Here is an 18,852-nt window from a genome sequence, read left to right as displayed (position 1 = left end):
GGCCAGGATGGCGGCTATTCAGGGGTTGCGTTGGGCTTCGGGACTACAATCAGCAGAGGGCGCTCGCCGGCGGGGCCCTCCCCTCACTTCCCCGCCATCGGCTCCATCCCGCTCTCCCGCGCCGCCGCGGCGGCCGTCGGGGAGGCGAGGAAGCGGAGGAGGGATTGGGCGGCGTCCTTGTGCTGGCTCGTCGCCACCATGCCGGCGGAGAACACGGTGACGGACTGGACCTCCTCGGGGATGGGGCCCAGGAGGTCGATGCCGTGGACGGGCTTCAGTTCGCTGATCTGCTGGAATCCGAGCTCGGCGTCGCCGCGGGCCACCACTTCGCCGACCGGGTCGGCCGGGACCATGCGGGCTTTGCCGGCCATCTGGGCCTCGATGCCGAGCTTCTTGAAGAGCTCCTTCTCGATATAGACGCCGCTGGCGCTGTCGGAATAAACGACGCTTTTGGCGTTGAGCAGCGCCGCCTTGAGGCCCTTCACGGTGGCGATGTCCGGACGGGGCGCGCCCTGGCGCACCGCGGCGCCGATCAGCGAGCGGGCGAGATCGACCCGGCTCTCCGGGACCACCTGGCCCGCCTTGGCGAGATCGCCGAGCGCGTAGCCGACCATGATAACGACGTCGATGGGTTCGTTGCGGGCGAGGCGCTGCGGCACCGCGTTCACGGTTTTGCCCATGGAGGGGCCCCACTCGGCGACGAGCTTGTGGCCGCTCTGGCGCTCGAACTCCGGCGCGACTGCCTTGAAGGCGGCCGCGAAGCCGCCGGAGCTGACCACCCTGACTTCGTCCGCGCGGGCCGCGCCGGCCAGAACCGTGGCGGCGAGGCCGACGCAAAGGGCGCGGCGGAGGGCTGAGAAACGCATCGACACTCTCCCGATCTGAATAGGCGCCGGCGGGCGCGGGGCGGGTTACGCGCCCTCGAACCGGTAGTCCTTGAACCGGTCGCGCAGCGCCATCTTCTGGATCTTGCCCGTGGCGGTGTGCGGGATCTCGGGCACGAAGACCACGTCGTCCGGCATCCACCACTTGGCGATGCGGCCTTCCATGAAGGCGAGGATGCGGGCCTTGTCGGGGGTCACGTCCGGCTTGGGGACGATGATCAGGAGGGGGCGCTCGTCCCACTTGGGGTGGGCGATGCCGATCACGGCGGCTTCGGCGACGTCGGGGTGGCCGACGGCGAGGTTTTCGAGGTCGATGGAGGAGATCCACTCGCCGCCGGACTTGATAACGTCCTTGGCGCGGTCGGTGATCTGCATGTAGCCGTGCGGGTCGATGGTGGCGACGTCGCCGGTGTCGAACCAGCCCTCCTCGTCAAGGATCTGGCCGCCCTCGCCGCGGAAGTAGCTCTTGCTGACGGCCGGGCCGCGCACCTTGAGGCGGCCGAAGGTCTTGCCGTCGCGCGGCAGGAGGAGGCCGGCGTCGTCCGTGATCTTCATCTCGACGCCGAAGGGGGCGACGCCCTGCTTCATCTTGATGTCGTAGAGGGCGTCGCCCTCCAGGCCCACATAGTCCTGCTTGATGACGCAGACGGTGCCGAGCGGGCTCATCTCGGTCATCCCCCAGGCATGCAGCACCTGGACGCCGTAGTTGCGCTCGAACTTCTCCGTCATGGCGCGCGGGCAGGCCGAGCCGCCGATCACCACGCGCTTGAGGCTGGTGAGGGGCTTGCCGGTCTGCTCCAGATAAGCGAGCAGGCCGAGCCAGACGGTGGGGACCGCCGCCGTGCAGGTGACGTTGAGGGTTTCGAGCAGCTCGTAGACCGAGGGGCCGTCGAGCTTGGCGCCGGGCATCACCATAGTGGCGCCGGCCATCGGGCCCGAGAAGGCGAAGCTCCAGCCATTGGCGTGGAACAGCGGCACCACCGGCATGGCGACGTCGCGCGAGGAGAGGTTCAGGCAATCCGGCGCAACCGCCATCATGGAATGGAGGATGTTGGAGCGGTGGCTGTAGACCACGCCCTTGGGGTTGCCGGTGGTGCCGGAGGTGTAGCACATGCCGGCCGCCGTGTTCTCGTCGAACTCCCGCCACCCGAAGTCGCCATCGGCCTCGGCGAGCCAGGTCTCGTACGCGACGGCGTTCTTCAGCGTGGTCTGCGGCATGTGGGCCGCGTCCGTGAGGACGATGAAGCGCTCCACGGTGGGCAGGCGATCGGCCAGGCGCTCCATCAGCGGGATGAAGGTGAGGTCGAGGAACAGGATGCGATCCTCGGCGTGGTTCATGATGTAGACGATCTGGTCGTCGAACAGGCGCGGGTTGACGGTGTGGTACACCGCGCCCACGCCCGTGATGCCGTACCAGCACTCCAGGTGGCGCCAGGTGTTCCACGCCAGCGTGGCGACGCGGTCGCCGAGCTTGACGCCGTCGCGCTCGAGGCGCTGGGCGCACTGGAGGGCGCGGGCGCGGACCTCGCGGTAGGTGATTCGATGCATCGGCCCCTCGACCGAGCGGGAGATGACCTCGCGATCGCCGTGCTCGCGCGCCGCGTGGTCGATCACGCGGCTGATGAGAAGCGGCCAATCCTGCATCAAACCTTGCATCATCCCCTCCCGGAGGCGTTTTTCCCGCGCGTTTCTCGCGCTTTGCCCAAGGGGTTCATCTTAGCGCAGCCGGGCGCTTGCGGAAGCCGTCAGGAGGCGAATAGTTAGGGTCGCGGAAGTTGCAGACGACGAGAGTGTGAGCGTGATCCAGTTCCCCGAGAGCGCTTCTGCCCCTGACGGCGCCGCCGGCCCGGCGAGCGCGCCGCCTTCTCCCCCGGCCAGCGAGGACGTGCTGCGGACGTGGTTCCGCTTCCTGCGGCTGCATCACCGCATCACGTCGCGGGCCGCGCAGGAGTTCCGCCGCATCGGGCTCTCGGTGCCGCAATTCGACCTCCTGTCGACGCTGTCGGAGCGCGAGGGCGCGAGCCAGCAGGAGATCGCCGAGCGGCTCTACGTCACCAAGGGCAACGTCTCGGGCCTGATCGACCGGCTCACCGCGCAGGGGCTGGTGGAGCGCCGCGCCCTGCCGGCGGACCGGCGCTCCTACGCGCTGCATCTCACCGACCAGGGCCGGGCCCTGACCGAGCAGGGGCTGGCGCTACAGCGCCAGCTGATCGGCGAAACGCTGGGCCGGCTGCCGGCCGCCGACATCGCGGCGCTGGACGGCCTGCTTGTGCGCTGGCGCGACCGGGTGCGGGAATTGCCCGAGCAGGTGGGCGAGGCGGCGGAGTAGGTTTCTCGTTTGGGCCGGGCTTGGTGTGGGTCGGGCTCCCCTCATCCGACCTCGCTGCGCTCGGCCACCTTCTCCCCGTGCCGGGGAGAAGGGACAAGCGGCGCCGCGGCCGCGATGGGCCCCCTCGCCCCGGAACGGGGAGAGGGTGGGGGTGAGGGTTCTTAGAGGGTCCGCAGCAGGGCCGGCAGGTCGGCTATCGACGCCACCACGTGGTCGGCGTGGGGCTCCAGCTCGGCGCGCGGGGCCGGGCCGGTGAGCACCGCGATCGAGACCGCGCCGGCCGCGCGGGCGGCGTGGAGGTCGTGCGTGCTGTCGCCCACCAGCGCGACGGCGCCGGGCGGGACGCCGAGCGCGGCCGCGAAGGCCAGCACCATGCCGGGCTCGGGCTTGCCGCCATGGCCGCTGTCGTAGCCGGCGACGAACTCCAGATGCGGCATCAGCCCCATGCGCTCGGCCTGCGCCAGCGCCGAGGCCTCGGCGTCGTTGGTGGCGACGCCGAGCCGGTAGCCGTCGGCGGCGAGCTCCTGCAGCACGGCCAGCGGCTCGCCGATGGGGGCGAGCCAGTGGAGGCCCCAGTGGCGGAACAGGTCGTCCATCTCGGCGTGAAGGTCGGGGCCGTCCTCGCGGCCCAGGGCGTCGGCCCAGAGGTGGCCGTAGCTCTTGGAGGAGCCGGCCACCAGCGGCGATGTGCGCAGGAAGCGGCGTTCCTCGACGATGTATTCGTTGAGCTCCGCCAGGCGCGCCAGCGCGGCGGCGTCGCCCTTCGCCATGGCGGTCATGGCCTCAAAGGCGGCCGGCCCCCAGGTGGCGTCGAAATCGATGAGGGTGCCGTCCTTGTCGAAGAGAATGCCCTTGAGCGCCACGCCGTATCCCCGGTTGAGCCGCGCCGCGCGGCCTGCCGGTGGTAGTGGGTTTGGGCGGAGGGGTCCAGCGCCTGGCTTCCTGAGCGCTTGGCGAGCCTCAGCTCGCGGCGAGGTCAGCTGGCGATGCGGTCGGCCGCCACGGGAGTGATGATTCGGATCAGGTCGAGGCGGCGGCGCAGCATGGCGACCCGGTAGGCGTTGCGTTGGCCCACGGCCGCGAAGGCGCCGCCGGCGGACAGCCGGGCCGCGATGGCCTGGGCCATCTCGAGCTGGTGGATGGTGCGGCGGTAGAGCCCCTCCTCAAAAGTCGTGACGGCGGAGCGCATGTGGTCGAGCTCGGCGGCGGCGATTCCGTCCGCGCCGCGGTCCAGCGCCTCGCGGAGAACCGCGTTGAGGCACAGAAAGGCGGTGTCGCGCTGGCGATCCGGCTCCAGCATCGCGAACTGCGCCCCGATCACGTCGAGAGGGAGATCCTGAACAGACATGCGCGCTCCGTCGGCCCACGTGGTGGACGGACACTATGGCGCATGTCTTAACTTATATCAAATATCTGGTTGTGAATTACGACAGCATATCCACAAACGAGCAAAGCCAGGCGCGGGATCAGCCCTGGATGGCCGAGAAATCCGCCACCGTGCGGGTCGCCTCGCGCAGGCGCGACAGGAGCCGCAGGCGGTTGGCGCGAAGGGCCGCCTCGTCGGCGTTCACCGTCACCTTGTCGAAAAACGCGTCCACGGCCGGGCGCAGCACGGCCAGCGCCGCCATCGCGCCCTCGAAGTCCTCGGCCGCGACGGCCGCCCGGGCGCGCCCCTCGGCGGCGTCGAGGGCGGTTGCGAGGGCCTGCTCCTCGGGCTGGGCGAGCAGCGCGGGGTCCACCGCATCCGCGTAGGCGCGGCCGTCCTTCTTCTCCTCGATGCGCAGGATGTTGGCGGCGCGCTTGGCGCCAGCGAGGAGGTTCCTGCCGTCCTCGGTGTCGAGGAAGCGGCCAAGCGCCTCGACGCGGCGGACGATGGCGAGGAGGTCGTCGTTGGCGGCCCTGGACCGCGAGCCTCCCGGCTCGCCGGCGCGCAAGGGCGAGCCTGGAGGCTCGCGGTCCGACGCGGCGTCGGCCAGCACGGCGTCGATCAGGTCGTGTCGGGCGCCCTGGTCGCGGAGGTAGTTTTTCAGGCGGTCGTGGAAGAAGGAGAGGAGGTCAGATTGATATACTGCTCCAGCAACCGCGTTGATCGTTGCGGCCACAGACTGACCGGCGCTAGCCGCCGCCACATCGAGCTGAGATGCGAGTAGCGGGTTTGTTGTCCGATGTGAGCGGTAAGCAGAGGCGAAAGCATTGCTGAGGTTCAGCCTGATCCCATTCTCCAACACGATCCGGATCACGCCCAGCGCCGCGCGCCTCAGCGCGAACGGGTCCTTGCTGCCCGTGGGCTTCTCGTCGATGGCCCAGAAGCCCACCAGCGTATCGAGCTTGTCGGCGAGCGCCACGGCCACGCTCACCGGGTCGGTGGGGACGCGGTCGGTCGGGCCCTGCGGCTTGTAGTGCTCCTCGACGGCGGCCGCGACGCTCCTGTCCTCGCCCTGCAGCTCGGCGTAGCGGCGGCCCATGAGGCCCTGCACTTCGGGGAACTCGCCCACCATCTCGGTGACGAGGTCGGCCTTGGCGAGCTCGGCCGCGCGGGCCGCGAGATCCGGGTCGGCGCCCACAAGCGGCGCGAGTTCGCGCGCCAGCGCGACGATGCGGTCGATGCGCTCGCCCTGGGTGCCGAGCTTCTCGTGAAACACGATGCCGAGCGCCCGCAGCTTGGCGAGGCGCTGGTCGAGCGGCTTGTCGGATGCGCTCTCGAAATCCGGCAGTGGGCGCTGGTCCGTCTCCCAGAAGTGGCGGGCGTCCGAAAGGCGGGCGCGCACCACGCGCTGGTTGCCGCCGACGATCTTCTCGCCGCCGTCGCTGGCCTCGATGTTGGCGACAAGCACGAAGCGGTTGGTGAGCGCGCCGGCAGCCGGCTCGCGCAGCACGAAGCATTTCTGGTTGGCCCGGATGGTGGCGCGCACCACCTCGGGCGGGATGGCGAGAAAGCTCTCGTCAAAGGAGCCGACCAGCGTCACGGGCCATTCCACCAGGCCGGCGACTTCCTCCAGCAGCGCTTCGTCCTCCACCAGCTCCAGCCCGCGCGCAAAGGCGAGGTTGCGGGCGTCCGTGAGGATCATCTGCTTGCGGCGGTCGGCGTCGAGCACCACCTTGGCGCGCTCCAGCGCGGCCACGTAGTCGTCGAAGCGGCGCACGATGATGAGGTCGGGCGCGAGGAAGCGATGGCCGCGGGTGACGTCGCCGGAGCGCAAGCCGTCGATCTCGAATTGGACGACCTCTGGCGTCTCCATCTCGTGCCCGAAGGTGCACAGGATGGACTGCAGCGGCCGCACCCAGCGCAGCGCGCCCGGGTTGGCGGAGGCCGCGCCCCAGCGCATGGACTTGGGCCAGGGGAAGCCGCGGATGATGCCCGGCATGATGTCGGCGATCACCTCGGGCGTGGAGCGGCCGGGCTTCTCGACGATCGCGACGTAGAACTCGCCCTTCTTGGGATCTGCCTGCACCTGCGCCTGGCTGATGTCCGTGAGGCCGGCGCTCTTCAGGAAGCCTTGCAGCGCCGCCTCGGGGGCGCCGACGCGCGGGCCCTTCTTTTCCTCGCGCAGGTCGGGCTGGCGGGCCGGCAAGCCCACGACATGCAGGGCGAGCCGCCGGGGCGTCGCGAACGCCTGAGCGCCCTCATACACGCAACCCCGCTCCACCAGCGCGTCGGTGACGAGCTTCCGCAGGTCCTCGGCGGCGCGCCGCTGCATGCGGGCGGGGATTTCCTCGCAGAAGAGTTCGAGCAGAAGATCGGGCATGGCGGTCGCGGTTCGTTTCGGGCGGGAGCGCTACGCTTTAAGCGGCGCAGGCGGGCGTGTCGAGGGAGGTTGGAATGGGCGCGATGCGCCGCCCTCCCCTTGAGGCAAGAGTGGGCTGCGGCGTGCTCTTTCCGAGCCCTCTCTCTTCGCCAAGTGGACCGGGCGGAAGCCGCGCGTGCCCTCTCCCCCGCAAGGGGAGAGGGACAGGGTGAGGGTCCGCCGGCGCCTGTTCTCAAAAAACCAGCCAGGCTTCGCCGCCCTCACCCCAGCCCTCTCCCTGTGCCAGAGGGGGCGCGTTGCGGCGCTTCGCCCGGCTCTGCGGCCTCTGCGGCTCGGACCCTGCCTCGCCTAGGCCTCGATGGCGGCCGCACGGCAGATCACCGCGAAGCGGTCCGACAGTTCGGTCAGGGCGGCGCGGTGGATGGCGGCGGCGGAGAGGGGCTCGCCCCCGAGCGCGTCGGGAAGGTCGCGGGTCGCGCAGGCGTCCGCCGCGATCGTGGTGCGGAAGCCGAGGTCGAGCGCGGCGCGGGCCGTGGAGGAGACGCACATATGCGTCATGAAGCCGGCGAGGATCAGCTCCTTGCGGCCGGTCGCCTTCACGAGGTCGAGAAGCGTCGTGTTCGCGAAGGCGTTAGGGAGGCCTTTTTCGACCACGGTCTCGGCCCCCACCGGGGCGGCCTCGTCGGCGATCTCGAAGCCGCGCGTCTCGGGATCGAAGGCCTTGCCGCTTCCCGCGCCTCCCTTGTGGACCACGTGGAAAATGGGCGTGTCCTGCACGCGGGCGCGGTGCAGCAGGCCGGCGATCACCTTCAAGGCGGGCCGGGCGTCCGGCAGCGCGAGCTTGCCGTCGACATATTCGTTCTGCACGTCGATGAGGACGAGCACGGCTTCGTGAAGCCTGGCGGGGGCGAGGTTGGCGCCGGCCATCTGGAGCAGCGTGCGGGGCGCTGGTTCGGTCATCGAGGGTCCTCCCGGTTCGGCGGGAGAGTACACGGAATGGCGGCGGTGGGGAGGGGGCCGCTTGTGCGCGCCTGATCGTGAGGCGCGCGCCGGGCGGACGCTTCAATCTTTGCGGGATACGAAGCGACAGGACAGCCCCAGCGCGGGCTTGACGCGCTCCAGCAGCACGTTTGTTTCGCCGTCGCCCGCGATGTTGGACCAATTGCGGCGCTTCACCCTCCCCTCGACAGGATGGTGGGGCCGCGGCGTGCGCCGGAGGACGGCGCCCTACGCGGCCACGAAGCCGCCGGCTTCCGTGCGCAGGAAGGCCGCCCCGCAAGCCTTGGCGAGCTCGCGGACCCGCAGGATGTAGCTTTGGCGCTCGGTGACGGAGATCACCCCGCGAGCGTCGAGCAGGTTGAACATGTGGCTGGCCTTGATGCACTGGTCATAGGCCGGCAGCGCCATCGCGTGGGCCGCGCTTTCGCCACGGTCGCCCTTTTCCAGAAGGGAGCGGCACTCGGCTTCGGCGTCCTTGAAGTGCTGGAAGAGCATCTGCGTGTTGGCGTGCTCAAAGTTGTGGCGGGAATATTCCTGCTCGGCCTGCAGGAACACGTCGCCGTACGTCACCTTCTCGGCGCCTTCGAGGCCGTTGAAGTTGAGGTCGTAGACGTTCTCGACGCCCTGCACGTACATGGCGAGGCGCTCCAGCCCGTAGGTGAGTTCGCCCGAGACGGGCGAGCACTCGAAGCCGGCGACCTGCTGGAAATAGGTGAACTGGCTCACCTCCATGCCGTCGCACCAGCACTCCCAGCCCAGGCCCCAGGCGCCCAGCGTGGGGCTTTCCCAGTCGTCCTCGACAAAGCGCACGTCATGGAGGCGGGTGTCGATGCCGATGGCGGCCAGCGAACGGAGATAGAGGTCCTGCAGGTCCGGCGGCGAGGGCTTCAGGATTACCTGGTACTGGTAGTAGTGCTGCAGGCGGTTGGGGTTCTCGCCATAGCGGCCGTCCTTGGGGCGGCGCGAGGGCTGCACATAGGCGGCCTTCCAGGGCTTCGGGCCGAGCGAGCGCAGCGTGGTGGCCGGATGGAAGGTGCCGGCGCCGACCTCCATGTCGTAGGGCTGCAGCACCACGCAGCCCTGCTCCGCCCAGAAGCGGTGAAGCGTGAGAATGAGGCCCTGGAACGAGCGCGTGGGCTCGAGAGCAACCGACATGGCGTGTTTCCGACGAGAGTGCTGCGAACGCGGCGGACCCTAAGGAGGGGGCGGGGGCGGGTCAAGGATGTGGCTCCCGGACTCACCCCACCCCGGGGCCCTGCGGGCCGACCCTCCCCGTGTGCGTTGGCGCACCGTTTTCGGTGCGGCGGCGGCGCATGGTTCGCCCAAGCCCGAGACGGGCGGAACTGGGAGGTTCCAATGACCGTGAAGACCATCGCCGCCCTGGGCGGCCTCGCTTTGCTGATCACCCCCCTGGCGATGACCGCGATCGCGGGCGCCGACGCGCACCAGCCCGAGCGTGTTCCCGTACCGACGCCGGTGGCCGAATTGCGGGCCTCGCTGGCCGCCGCCGAGATGACCACGGGCTCGATCGCGCCGGCGCCGCGCGCCGTTGAAGTGAAAAGCTGCGGGCCGGCCGTGCGCGTGGTGGCGACCGGCTATGGCGAACCCTCCGGGCCGCGCTGCACCGTGAAGCGGAGCCCGGCCGGGCTGTGAGGCTTTGGTCGGCGTCGCTTAACCGAGAATGCAACTTATAATACACGCCATGATAATGCCCGAGTTGCGGCTGTGGTATAAGCGACCGACAACAAGTCTCGGAGGATCCAAGGAATGAAGCGTTTCGGAATGGTCCTGAGCAGCGTGTTCGCGCTGTTCCTGCTGTTCACGATGGCCCCGCAGGCGGCCAAGGCCGCCGCGGTGACGCCCGGCGCCGCCGTGCAGATCGAGAAGCAGGCGCCCGCGCTGGGCGAGCAGACCCAGTGGCGACGCCACGGCTATTATGGCCACCGCCACTATTACGGCGGCCCGCGCTATTACGGCCGCCGCTACTACCGCCCGCGCGTATACTACCGCCCGGCCTATCGTCCCCGCGTGGTCTGCCGCGTGCAGTACACCTATTACGGCCCGCGCCGCGTCTGCGTGCGCCGCTGGTAATCTCGTCCCCTACGGGCGATCGACCTGGAACGACGAAAACCGGCCTCATGGCCGGTTTTTTCATGCGCGCGGCGCGCCCCAGTCGAGCACGGCTTCGCCGCGGTGCAGCGCCTCGGCCTGCAGAGTGAACGCCCCGTCCGGGCCGTGCAGCACGAGCCCGGCGGCGAGCGAAAAGGGAGCGCGGCTGCCGCGGACGCCGCGCAGCAGCACGCGCGTGGCCGGCTCGCCGTCGCGCGGGTGGACCGGCAGCGCCGCGAGCGCGCCGAAGCGGCCGGCGGCGGCGGCAAGCAGGGCCGGCAGCGCGTCGGCGCGGTGAATGACGAGCAGCACGCCGCGCGGCCGGAGCAGGCCGGCGGCGGCCGCCATCCAGCCGTCGAGCCCACCCTCCGGCATCACATGCGCGAGCGCCCGGCCGCCATGCGGCGAGGCGCGCGAGGCGGCGGGGTCGAGGTAAGGCGGGTTGGTGAGCACGAGATCGGCCGAGCCGTCCGGCAGGCCAGCCGCCTCGCGGGCTGCGCGGCCCGCCAGCGCATCCGCCACGCAGGCGCGGACGCGGTCGCCGAGGCCGTTCAGGGCGGCGTTTTCGGCCGCGAGCGCCGCCAGCGCTGGATCGATCTCGGCCAGCCGGACGCGGGCGCTCGGCGCGCGCAAGGCCAGCGCTAGGCCGACCGCGCCGGTGGCGGCTCCGAGGTCCACGGCGTCGCCGGCAAACTCGGCCGGCGCGGCGGCGGCGAGCAGCACCGCGTCCGTACCGGCGCGATGGCCCCGGGCGGGCTGGCGCAGGATGAGCTTGCCGCCCAGCAGGCGGTCCTCGACCACGCCGCCCGGCTCAGACCGCATGGCCGCGCTCGGGCGTGAGCTCCGCGCCGAGGCCGGCGTCCTTCAGGATGCGCCGCGCCTGGCGCTCGTCGTCCTCCGGCACGAGAAGGCGGCGCGGGAAGGCGCCGATGCCGCCCTCCATGGCGCTCACATGGGCGTCGGCCAGGAAATACGGCACGTCCGCGCCGCCGAGCAGCGCCTCGACGAGCGAGATCAGCACGAGATCGTTGGTGCGCAGGATTTCCCGCATACGGCCCCCCGGGGCGGCGATCCGGCTCGCCGCGCCGCTTCTTTGTGCGGCATCGCGGTGTGTTGCGGCAAGGGCGCCCTTCGTGGCACGGTGCCCCGCATTGGCGGTCGCCGTGTGTCCGTGGTACCGGAAGCGCGCGCAGGGCCGAACAACGGCCCGCGCCGTGGGGTTTTGGGCGTCCGGGCCGATCCGGAGAAAGGTTCACGCACGTGGGCATCGTGGTTTCCCTCGACGGCAAGCAGCCGTCCGGCGCCGGCGCGCCGAGCATCGCGCCGCTCGTGAAGCTCACGACATCCGGCATGGACCGGGTGAACCAGCTGATCCTGGCCCGGGTGGGCTCGGACGTGCTGCTGATTCCCGAGATCGCCAAGCACCTCATCAACTCAGGCGGCAAGCGCCTGCGGCCGATGCTGACGCTCGCCACCAGCGCGCTCTGCGCCTACGAGGGCGACGGCGACATGAAGCTCGCAGCCGCGGTGGAGTTCATGCACACCGCCACGCTGCTGCACGACGACGTGGTGGACGGCAGCGAGATGCGCCGCGGCAAGCTCGCGGCCCGCATGCTGTGGGGCAACGAGGCCAGCGTGCTGGTGGGCGACTTCCTGCTTGGCCAGGCCTTCAAGATGATGGTGGAGGTCGGCTCCCTGCAGGCGCTGGACGTGCTTTCCACCGCGGCCGCCGTGATCGCCGAGGGCGAGGTGATGCAGCTCGCAGCCGCCAAGAACACCGAGACCACCGAGGACGAATACCTGGCCGTGATCCGCGGCAAGACGGCCGCGCTGTTCGCGGCCGCCTGCGAGGTCGGCCCCATCATCGCGGGCCGCGCCAAGGCGGAGCAGACCGCGTGCCGCTCCTACGGGGCCAATCTCGGCATCGCGTTCCAGCTCATCGACGACGCGCTGGATTACGGCGGGCTCAGCGCCAATCTCGGCAAGAAGGTCGGCGACGACTTCCGCGAGGGCAAGATCACGTTGCCGGTGGTGCTCTCCTTCCGGCGCGGGACCGAGGACGAGCGCGCCTTCTGGAAGCGCACGCTGGAAAAGAGCGAGGCGTCCGACGCCGACCTGGAGCAGGCCATCTCGATCATGCGCCGTCACCGCGCCATCGAGGACACCGTGGAGCGCGCCCGCCACTACGGCGCCATGGCCAAGGACGCGCTGGCGCTGTTCCCCGACAGCCCCATGAAGCACGCCATGATCGAGGCCGTGGACTTCTGCATCGCCCGCTCGCACTGAGGCGGTAAAGGGCTGAGGGCCGAAGGCCCACCCTCCCCTCGAGGGGGAGGGTGTGGCTGCGGCGCTCTGGATGAAGGCGCATTTGGCGAGGCGTCAGCGCAACATCGTGGGCTTCACCCACCAGCCGGGGTGTTCGGCGGCGAGCGCGCGGGCGGCTTTGGCGGCGGCGTGGCAGTCGTCGAAGAGGCCGAAGCAGGTGGCGCCGGAGCCTGACATGCGGGCCAGCCGGCAGCCGGTTGCAGCTCGCATTGCGGCAAGGACGTCCGCGATGGCGGGCGCGACCTGGATGGCGGGGGCCTCGAGGTCGTTGCGCAGGGTGGCGAGCATGGTGATGAGCGCCGCTCGATCCGGCGCCGCCGGCGCGTCAACCGGCGCAGACTGTCGCCCGGTGGTCGTTGCGAACATTGCCCCACGCTCCAGCCCCAGGGCAGCGAAAACCGGCGGGGTTTCGACAGCCACGCGTGGATTCACCAGCACGGCGAAGAGAGGCGGCAGCGCGAGCGGCGGGCCCACGGTTTCGCCGGCTCCCTCCATCATGCGCAGGCGCGGGACGAGGCACACCGGCACGTCCGATCCCGTGCAGCGCGCCGCCTCCAACACCGCGGGGTGATCGGGCGCGAGGTCGTTGAGGCGGGCCAGCAGGCGCAGCGCCGCGGCGGCGTCCGACGAGCCGCCTCCGATGCCGGCAGCGACGGGCAGGCGCTTCAGCAGCGTGAACGCGCCGGCGCGCAGCCCCGGCGACAGGGCCGCGAAAGTGCGGGCGGCGCGGAGCACGAGGTTGTCGTCGTCCGGTCCGGCCGCCGTTGCGGTGGGGCCATCCACCGTGAGGGAGAGCGTAGGCCCGGGCGCCAGCGCCAGCCGGTCGGCGATCCCCGCGAAGGCCACGAGGCTGGAGAGCGCGTGGTAGCCGTCCGCCCGCCGTCCGAGCACGTGCAGCGCGAGGTTGACCTTTGCGGGCGCGCGCTCGGTCAGCATGGCGACCGCTGGCTCAGCCAGGCGCATGGGCGAAGAACGCCCACAGCCTCAGCCGCCGTTGGTCTTCTGCTCGGGCTTGGGTTCGGCCGGCTTGCCTTCCGCCTCGGCGGCAGGCTTGTCGTCGGGCAGGCCCTTCTCGATCTTTTCGAGGATCTTGGGCAGGTCCTCGGGCTCCGGCTTCAGGTCGCGGGCGTGGTTCCATTGGAACTTGGCCTCGAGCTTGCGGCCCACGCGCCAGTAGGCGTCGCCCAGGTGGTCGTTGATCACCGGGTCGGAGGGCTTCAGGTCGATCGCCTTTTCGAGGATGCGCACCGCCTCGTCATATTGCGCCAGCCGGTAGTGTGCCCAGCCCAGGCTGTCGACGATGTATCCGTCCGTCGGCCGCTGCTCGACGGCGCGCTTCAGCATCTTGAAGGCTTCGTCGAGGTTGACGTTCTGGTCCACCCACGAATAGCCGAGATAGTTCAGCACCAGCGGCTGCTCGGGATAGAGCTCCAGCGCCTTCTTCATGTCGGCTTCGGCCTTGGGCCACTGCTTGATGCGCTCCAGCGAGATGCCGCGGAAGTAGAACAGCGTCCAATGGCCCTGGTCGGGCGTGCCAATGGCGGCGATCGCCTTGCCGTAGGTTTCGGCCGACTTCTCGAATTCCTTGCGCGACCGATAGACGTTGCCGAGCGCGGTCAGCGCCTCGACGTCCGTCGGGTTCTTGGCCACCACGGCCTCGAGCTGCTTCACCGCCTCGTCCTTGCGGTCGAGCTGCTCCAGGTTCAGGGCGATCTGGATGTCGGCGCTGCGGCGCAGCGGCGAGGTCGCCAGCACCATGTCGTAGGTGTCGTTGGCCCGCTCGCTCTGCTTCATGCGGTCGTAGATGTCGGCCAGCGTAATCACCGCGAGGCCGTTCTTCTCCTCCAGCCACAACGAGAGGCGCAGGTAGATCATCGCCGCGAGCTCGTCGCCGGTGCGGTTGCCGGCGGCGCCGAGCCCATACAACACCTCGGCGACGCCGCCGGGCACATCCGCGATGGCGGGCTCCAGGTTGCCGCCGCTCTCAAGCGTCGCGATGGCGGCCGTCACCAGCGGGTGGCGCGGCAGCAGCTTGTCGAAGGTCTTGTAGACTTCGAGCGCCTCCTTGCGCTTTCCGACGCGGGCCAGGAAGCGGCCATACACGTCGACCATGCGCAGCGTGCGGCTCTCGGCCTCGTAGGCGCCCTTCAGGCGCTTCTCGGCCTCGACCTTGTCGCCGCCGACTTCGGCGATGAGCCCCGCATGGTAGTTGCGGAACACCGCGATGGACTCCTCGCCCTTCACGCTGTCGATGGTCTCGATCGCCTTTTTGAGGTTGTTGGAGCCAAGCCAGCTCCAGGCCGTCATGAGCGTCGCGGTGAGGTCGGCGGTGCGGTTGCGCCCGCCGGCCGCGAGGCGCTGGCGCGCCTTAGCGTATTGCTTGGCCTTGATGTCGCGTACGCCGAGCACGAGCTGCGCCAGGCCGTTGCGCGAATCGCGTCCGGCGGCGAGCCGCTCGGCGAGCTTCACGGCCTCCGGATAGGAGCCTTCGGCCAGCAGCGACACGAAGGCGCGCTCGGTGAGGTCGGCGCTGCGCGGATCGTCCCGCAGGGCTTCCCGATAAAAGAACGCGGCCGCGCTGGTGTCGCGCGCCGCGCCCGCCACCACGGCGGACAAGTAGTTGCCCGACAACGTGTTTCCGGCGTCCACCGCATCCGAATAGCCGCCGCTGCCGCGTGCCTGCGCGACCGCGCAACTGGCCAGCAAGGCCGCCGCGGCTACAAGCGGGCGCATGCGATGAAGGGGTCGGCGGAGGCTCGCAATCGTCACGCTGTGTGTCGCTTTCCGTCTTTGTCCGGCGGGCGGACGGCCACTCGATCGGGAGGCCATTCTTCGGGCCGCAACATGGCGTTTTTGCGGGACTGCGGCAAGCGGGGCCGGATCGCGTGCGGCGATTGGGCCTGAGGGGGCTCGTTGCAAACGCGCCGCAGCTCGCCCTCCCCTTGAGGGGAACGGTTGACGGGCGAAGCCCGGCGGGGTGGGGTGAGGCCGGGGACATGCTCCGGCGTTCAGAACCAGTTCTGCGCCCGGTGTCACCCCACCCCGCCGCTGCGCGGCGACCCTGCCCCTCAAGGGAAGGTGGCGCGTCGCGCTTCGCGCTCCTCTGCCCCCTTACATGTTCGGGTAGTTCGGGCCGCCGCCGCCTTCTGGCGTCACCCAGGTGATGTTCTGCGACGGATCCTTGATGTCGCAGGTTTTGCAGTGGACGCAGTTCTGGGCGTTGATCACGAAGCGCGGGTCCGTCTTCGCCTCCGCATCGGCGTAGACCACCTCGTAGACGCCGGCCGGGCAGTAGAGCCGGGCGGGCTCGCCATAGAGCGGCAGGTTGCGGGCGATCGGGATCGAAGGATCGGTCAGCCGCAAATGCGAGGGCTGGTCTTCCTCGTGGTTGGTGGCCGACAGGAACACGGACGAGAGCTTGTCGAACGAGATCACGCCATCGGGCTTCGGGTAGACGATGGGCTTGACCTGATCGATGGTCTTCAGTGTCGCCGAATCCGGCTTGCCGTGGCTAAGCGTGCCGAAAAACGAGAGGCCGAAAAGCTGGTTGGTCCACATGTCGAGAGCGCCGAGGCCGACGCCGACCGCGGTGCCGAACTTCGACCAGAGCGGCTTGACGTTGCGGACGCGCTTCAGGTCCTGGCCGATGGCGCTGTCGCGCCACGCGGCCTCGTAGCTCTTCAGCTCGTCGTTGGCGCGGCCCTCGTTCAGCGCGGCCACGACGTGCTCGGCGCAGAGCATGCCGGACAGAACGGCGTTGTGGGAGCCCTTGATGCGCGGCACGTTGACGAAGCCGGCCGCGCAGCCGATCAGCGCGCCGCCCGGGAAGGCGAGGTTGGGCACGGACTGCCAGCCGCCCTCCGTGATGGCGCGCGCGCCATAGCTGATGCGCTTGCCGCCCACGAACACGTCGCGGATCATCGGGTGCTGCTTAAAGCGCTGGAACTCGTCGAACGGCGAAAGGGTCGGGTTCTCGTAGTTCAGGTGCACCACGAAGCCGACCGCCACGAGGTTGTCCTCGAGGTGGTAGAGGAACGAGCCGCCGCCGGTCGTCATGTCCAGCGGCCAGCCGAAGCTGTGCTGCACCAGCCCGGGCTTGTGCTTCTCGGGCGAGACCTGCCAGAGCTCCTTCAGGCCGATGCCATATTTCTGCGGGTCTCGGCCTTCGTCCAGGCCGAAGCGCTTGATCAGCTGCTTGGACAGGCTGCCGCGCGCGCCCTCGCCGAACAGCACGTATTTGCCGCGCAGCTCCATGCCGCGCGCGAAGCCGTCCTTCACCTCGCCGGTCTTGGACACGCCCATGTCGCCCGTGGCGACGCCCACCACTTCGCCGTTGTCGCCATAGAGCACCTCGGCGGCTGCGAAGCCCGGGTAGATCTCCACGCCCAGCGCCTCGGCGCGCGTCGCGAGCCAGCGCGCCACGTTGCCGAGCGACACGATGTAGGCGCCGTGGTTGCTCATCAGCCCGGGCATGAAGCCGTTGGGCAGCCGCACGCCGCCGGCCGGGCCGAGCACATAGAAGCGATCATCCGTGACGGGCGTCCGGAGCGGCGCCTCGGGGTCCTCGCGCCAGTCCGGCAGGAGCTTGTCGAGGCCGACGACGTCCACGACGGCGCCGGACAGGATGTGGGCGCCGACCTCGGAGCCTTTCTCCACCACCACGACGCCGAGATCGGGGTTGAGCTGCTTCAGCCGGATCGCGGCCGACAAGCCGGCCGGGCCCGCGCCCACGATCACCACGTCGTAATCCATGCCCTCGCGGGGCATGGCCTGAGCCTCGGCCAGATCCATCGTCACCCTCGTGCGGCCAAGCGGCCGTGTTGTGTGCGCTTCACCCGCCCCAGCATATAGTTCATGTGTAAACTAACGCAAGAACGAGCGGCGGCCGCGAGAGCCGCTCCTCATGCAGTAACAAAGCCGGAATGGCTGCGCCATAGGCCGAAGCGCTGGTTTCAGCCGGATCGGGCGGCTAGAATGGCAGGATGGACTTTCCCGAGATCGACGCGGGCCGCGCGGCGGCCGACCTTTTGGCGTGGTACGCCGCCATGGGGGTGGACGCGCTCGTCGACGATGAGCCGCACGACCGCTTCGCCGAGGCGCCGCAGCCGCGTGCGCCGGCCGCCGGAGCTTCGGCGCCGGCCGAAGTGGCGCGACCGGTCGGGTTCGCGGGCGCGTCGGCGGCGGCCGAGGACGTTGTCGCCGAAGCCCGCATGCTGGCGCGCTCGGCCGCGTCGCTGGAGGAGCTGCGCGCGCTGTTGGAGAAGTTCGAGGGCTGCGCCCTGAAGCTGACGGCGCGCAGCCTCGTCTTCGCGGACGGCAACCCGGAAAGCCCGGTGATGTTGGTCGGCGAGGCGCCGGGCGCCGAGGAGGACCGAGCCGGCGCGCCCTTCGTGGGCCGCTCCGGGCAGTTGCTGGACCGCATGCTCTCGGCCATCGGGATGGACCGCAGCCAGGTCTACATCGCCAACGTGATCCCGTGGCGCCCGCCCGGCAATCGCACGCCGACGCCGCAGGAATCGGCCGTGTGCCTGCCCTTCATCGCGCGGCAGATCGAGCTCTCCAAGGCCAAGGTGCTGGTTTGCCTGGGCGGCGCGTCGGCGCAGACGTTGCTGGGCGTGAAGGACGGCATCACGCGCACGCGCGGCCGCTGGATGGACTACGACGCCGGCTCGCGCCGCCTCAAGGCCATCGCGACGCTGCACCCGGCGTATCTGCTGCGGCAGCCGTTGCAGAAGCGCCTGGCGTGGCGGGATTTCAAGATGATCCGGGCGGCGCTGGAGGGATAGCCCCTCGTCATTGCGAGCGGAGCGAAGCAATCCAGCGGGTGGGGATGGGCTCGACGCTCTGGAATGCCGCTTCACGCCCGGCGTCTGGATTGCTTCACCTTCGGCTCGCAATGACGAGAGCATAACCCGGAAACGAAAACGGCCGCCCGAAGGCGGCCGTTCTGCAATCCATCCAGCCCGGCTCAGTTGAGCTTGGAGCGGACCTCGGCGAGGCCCTTGGCCAGGAGCGCGTCGGCGGAAGTCGCGACGTCCTTGCGCAGGATCTGCTCGGAGGCCTTCACGGCGGCCTCGGCGGCGGCGGCGCGGACTTCGGCGGTGGCCGAAACCTCGGCCTGGGCGATCTTCTGCTCGGCCATGCGGGTGCGGCGGGCGACGAAGTCGGCCAGCTTGGTCTGGGCGTCGGCGGCGAGGCGCTCGGCCTCGAGGCGGGCGGTGCGGATGATCTCGGCCGCCTCGGCCTCGGCCTCCTGGCGCTTCTTCTGGTAGTCGGCCAGCACCTTCTGGGCCTCCTCGCGCAGGATGCGGGCGTCCTCGAGCTCGGCGCGGATCTTCTCGCCGCGCTTGTCGAGGCCGCTCACGAGGGCGCTGAAGCCCCCGACCTTCCAGACGAGCCCGACGAAGATGAAGAACGCGACCGCGACCCAGAATTCGGCGTCATACAGCATGGTTGCGGT

Annotated in this window: 18 protein-coding genes; 5 read left to right on the top strand and 13 right to left on the bottom strand. The window is 70.0% G+C overall.

Features of this window, described 5'->3' with window-relative positions; translation table 11 throughout:
- Window positions 1-83: 83 nt before the first annotated feature.
- The gene (locus IEV99_RS04990) at window positions 84-866 is read right to left on the bottom strand and encodes a substrate-binding domain-containing protein (RefSeq protein WP_188516589.1); all 783 of its coding nucleotides are present in this window, start codon (window positions 864-866) and stop codon (window positions 84-86) included.
- Between the two features lie 45 nt (window positions 867-911).
- Window positions 912-2,540 (bottom strand): long-chain-fatty-acid--CoA ligase, encoded by a 1,629-nt coding sequence (locus tag IEV99_RS04985; protein WP_188516588.1) that lies wholly within the window; start codon window positions 2,538-2,540, stop codon window positions 912-914.
- A 142-nt stretch (window positions 2,541-2,682) separates the two neighbouring features.
- Here IEV99_RS04985 and IEV99_RS04980 point away from each other — a divergent pair, with 142 nt between their 5' ends.
- On the top strand, window positions 2,683-3,213 hold the full coding sequence (locus IEV99_RS04980; protein WP_371875764.1) for a MarR family winged helix-turn-helix transcriptional regulator: 531 nt from the start codon (window positions 2,683-2,685) through the stop codon (window positions 3,211-3,213).
- Between the two features lie 161 nt (window positions 3,214-3,374).
- Here the strand turns inward: IEV99_RS04980 and IEV99_RS04975 are convergent, their stop codons facing one another.
- The 5 genes from IEV99_RS04975 to IEV99_RS04955 all read right to left on the bottom strand — a co-directional run bounded on the left by IEV99_RS04975 (window position 3,375) and on the right by IEV99_RS04955 (window position 9,113).
- Window positions 3,375-4,076: an HAD family hydrolase gene (locus IEV99_RS04975; RefSeq protein ID WP_188516587.1), complete on the bottom strand. Its 702-nt coding sequence runs from the start codon at window positions 4,074-4,076 to the stop codon at window positions 3,375-3,377.
- A 113-nt stretch (window positions 4,077-4,189) separates the two neighbouring features.
- Window positions 4,190-4,561, bottom strand: a complete 372-nt coding sequence (locus IEV99_RS04970; protein ID WP_188516586.1) for a hypothetical protein — start codon at window positions 4,559-4,561, stop codon at window positions 4,190-4,192.
- 118 nt (window positions 4,562-4,679) lie between these two features.
- Window positions 4,680-6,959, bottom strand: a complete 2,280-nt coding sequence (glyS, locus tag IEV99_RS04965) for a glycine--tRNA ligase subunit beta (RefSeq protein ID WP_188516585.1) — start codon at window positions 6,957-6,959, stop codon at window positions 4,680-4,682.
- A 348-nt stretch (window positions 6,960-7,307) separates the two neighbouring features.
- A complete protein-coding gene (locus tag IEV99_RS04960; RefSeq protein ID WP_188516584.1) occupies window positions 7,308-7,919 on the bottom strand; it encodes a cysteine hydrolase family protein in 612 nt (203 codons plus the stop codon).
- A 267-nt stretch (window positions 7,920-8,186) separates the two neighbouring features.
- Window positions 8,187-9,113, bottom strand: coding sequence for a glycine--tRNA ligase subunit alpha (locus IEV99_RS04955; RefSeq protein ID WP_188516583.1), 927 nt, complete (start codon window positions 9,111-9,113; stop codon window positions 8,187-8,189).
- 201 nt (window positions 9,114-9,314) lie between these two features.
- On the opposite strand from IEV99_RS04955, the gene IEV99_RS04950 reads away from it, so the two are divergent.
- Together IEV99_RS04950 and IEV99_RS04945 are read left to right on the top strand one after the other, a co-directional pair.
- Complete coding sequence (locus IEV99_RS04950) at window positions 9,315-9,611, top strand: hypothetical protein (RefSeq protein WP_188516582.1); 297 nt, start codon at window positions 9,315-9,317, stop codon at window positions 9,609-9,611.
- Between the two features lie 114 nt (window positions 9,612-9,725).
- Window positions 9,726-10,049 carry a hypothetical protein gene (locus IEV99_RS04945; protein ID WP_244643565.1) on the top strand — a complete coding sequence of 108 codons (324 nt, stop codon included), beginning with the start codon at window positions 9,726-9,728 and terminating at the stop codon, window positions 10,047-10,049.
- A 60-nt stretch (window positions 10,050-10,109) separates the two neighbouring features.
- Here the strand turns inward: IEV99_RS04945 and IEV99_RS04940 are convergent, their stop codons facing one another.
- Both IEV99_RS04940 and IEV99_RS04935 read right to left on the bottom strand, forming a co-directional pair.
- Window positions 10,110-10,889 (bottom strand): tRNA1(Val) (adenine(37)-N6)-methyltransferase, encoded by a 780-nt coding sequence (locus IEV99_RS04940; protein ID WP_188516581.1) that lies wholly within the window; start codon window positions 10,887-10,889, stop codon window positions 10,110-10,112.
- A complete protein-coding gene (locus IEV99_RS04935; protein ID WP_188516580.1) occupies window positions 10,879-11,118 on the bottom strand; it encodes a putative signal transducing protein in 240 nt (79 codons plus the stop codon). The genes IEV99_RS04940 and IEV99_RS04935 overlap by 11 nt, the downstream gene beginning before the upstream one ends.
- Window positions 11,119-11,327: 209 nt before the next feature.
- Between IEV99_RS04935 and IEV99_RS04930 the strand changes: the two genes are divergently transcribed.
- Complete coding sequence (locus IEV99_RS04930; protein WP_244643563.1) at window positions 11,328-12,353, top strand: polyprenyl synthetase family protein; 1,026 nt, start codon at window positions 11,328-11,330, stop codon at window positions 12,351-12,353.
- Between the two features lie 93 nt (window positions 12,354-12,446).
- Here the strand turns inward: IEV99_RS04930 and IEV99_RS04925 are convergent, their stop codons facing one another.
- From IEV99_RS04925 to IEV99_RS04915, 3 genes are all read right to left on the bottom strand, one after another.
- Window positions 12,447-13,328, bottom strand: coding sequence for a 4-(cytidine 5'-diphospho)-2-C-methyl-D-erythritol kinase (locus IEV99_RS04925; RefSeq protein WP_188517655.1), 882 nt, complete (start codon window positions 13,326-13,328; stop codon window positions 12,447-12,449).
- Between the two features lie 48 nt (window positions 13,329-13,376).
- On the bottom strand, window positions 13,377-15,125 hold the full coding sequence (locus tag IEV99_RS04920; RefSeq protein ID WP_188516579.1) for a tetratricopeptide repeat protein: 1,749 nt from the start codon (window positions 15,123-15,125) through the stop codon (window positions 13,377-13,379).
- Between the two features lie 378 nt (window positions 15,126-15,503).
- The gene (locus IEV99_RS04915; RefSeq protein WP_244643561.1) at window positions 15,504-17,183 is read right to left on the bottom strand and encodes an electron transfer flavoprotein-ubiquinone oxidoreductase; all 1,680 of its coding nucleotides are present in this window, start codon (window positions 17,181-17,183) and stop codon (window positions 15,504-15,506) included.
- 191 nt (window positions 17,184-17,374) lie between these two features.
- Between IEV99_RS04915 and IEV99_RS04910 the strand changes: the two genes are divergently transcribed.
- On the top strand, window positions 17,375-18,178 hold the full coding sequence (locus IEV99_RS04910; protein ID WP_188516578.1) for a uracil-DNA glycosylase: 804 nt from the start codon (window positions 17,375-17,377) through the stop codon (window positions 18,176-18,178).
- A gap of 182 nt (window positions 18,179-18,360) precedes the next feature.
- On the opposite strand, the gene IEV99_RS04905 is transcribed toward IEV99_RS04910, so the two are convergent.
- Complete coding sequence (locus IEV99_RS04905) at window positions 18,361-18,840, bottom strand: F0F1 ATP synthase subunit B family protein (protein WP_188517653.1); 480 nt, start codon at window positions 18,838-18,840, stop codon at window positions 18,361-18,363.
- Window positions 18,841-18,852 lie beyond the last annotated feature (12 nt).

Origin of the sequence: Alsobacter metallidurans (genome assembly GCF_014636935.1) — a bacterium.
GTDB lineage: Bacteria > Pseudomonadota > Alphaproteobacteria > Rhizobiales > Beijerinckiaceae > Alsobacter > Alsobacter metallidurans.
Note: the sequence above shows the minus strand (reverse complement) of the source record. Positions and strands in the feature narration are given on the sequence as shown.

What these genes read in the sequence shown, in the direction of transcription:
- IEV99_RS04990 (WP_188516589.1), bottom strand. Translation starts at nt 866, where the DNA reads ATGCGTTTCTCAGCCCTCCGCCGCGCCCTTTGCGTCGGCCTCGCCGCC.
- IEV99_RS04985 (WP_188516588.1), bottom strand. Translation starts at nt 2,540, where the DNA reads ATGCAAGGTTTGATGCAGGATTGGCCGCTTCTCATCAGCCGCGTGATC.
- IEV99_RS04970 (WP_188516586.1), bottom strand. Translation starts at nt 4,561, where the DNA reads ATGTCTGTTCAGGATCTCCCTCTCGACGTGATCGGGGCGCAGTTCGCG.
- glyS (WP_188516585.1), bottom strand. Translation starts at nt 6,959, where the DNA reads ATGCCCGATCTTCTGCTCGAACTCTTCTGCGAGGAAATCCCCGCCCGC.
- IEV99_RS04960 (WP_188516584.1), bottom strand. Translation starts at nt 7,919, where the DNA reads ATGACCGAACCAGCGCCCCGCACGCTGCTCCAGATGGCCGGCGCCAAC.
- IEV99_RS04955 (WP_188516583.1), bottom strand. Translation starts at nt 9,113, where the DNA reads ATGTCGGTTGCTCTCGAGCCCACGCGCTCGTTCCAGGGCCTCATTCTC.
- IEV99_RS04950 (WP_188516582.1), top strand. Translation starts at nt 9,315, where the DNA reads ATGACCGTGAAGACCATCGCCGCCCTGGGCGGCCTCGCTTTGCTGATC.
- IEV99_RS04945 (WP_244643565.1), top strand. Translation starts at nt 9,726, where the DNA reads ATGAAGCGTTTCGGAATGGTCCTGAGCAGCGTGTTCGCGCTGTTCCTG.
- IEV99_RS04940 (WP_188516581.1), bottom strand. Translation starts at nt 10,889, where the DNA reads ATGCGGTCTGAGCCGGGCGGCGTGGTCGAGGACCGCCTGCTGGGCGGC.
- IEV99_RS04935 (WP_188516580.1), bottom strand. Translation starts at nt 11,118, where the DNA reads ATGCGGGAAATCCTGCGCACCAACGATCTCGTGCTGATCTCGCTCGTC.
- IEV99_RS04925 (WP_188517655.1), bottom strand. Translation starts at nt 13,328, where the DNA reads ATGCTGACCGAGCGCGCGCCCGCAAAGGTCAACCTCGCGCTGCACGTG.
- IEV99_RS04920 (WP_188516579.1), bottom strand. Translation starts at nt 15,125, where the DNA reads ATGCGCCCGCTTGTAGCCGCGGCGGCCTTGCTGGCCAGTTGCGCGGTC.
- IEV99_RS04915 (WP_244643561.1), bottom strand. Translation starts at nt 17,183, where the DNA reads ATGGATCTGGCCGAGGCTCAGGCCATGCCCCGCGAGGGCATGGATTAC.
- IEV99_RS04910 (WP_188516578.1), top strand. Translation starts at nt 17,375, where the DNA reads ATGGACTTTCCCGAGATCGACGCGGGCCGCGCGGCGGCCGACCTTTTG.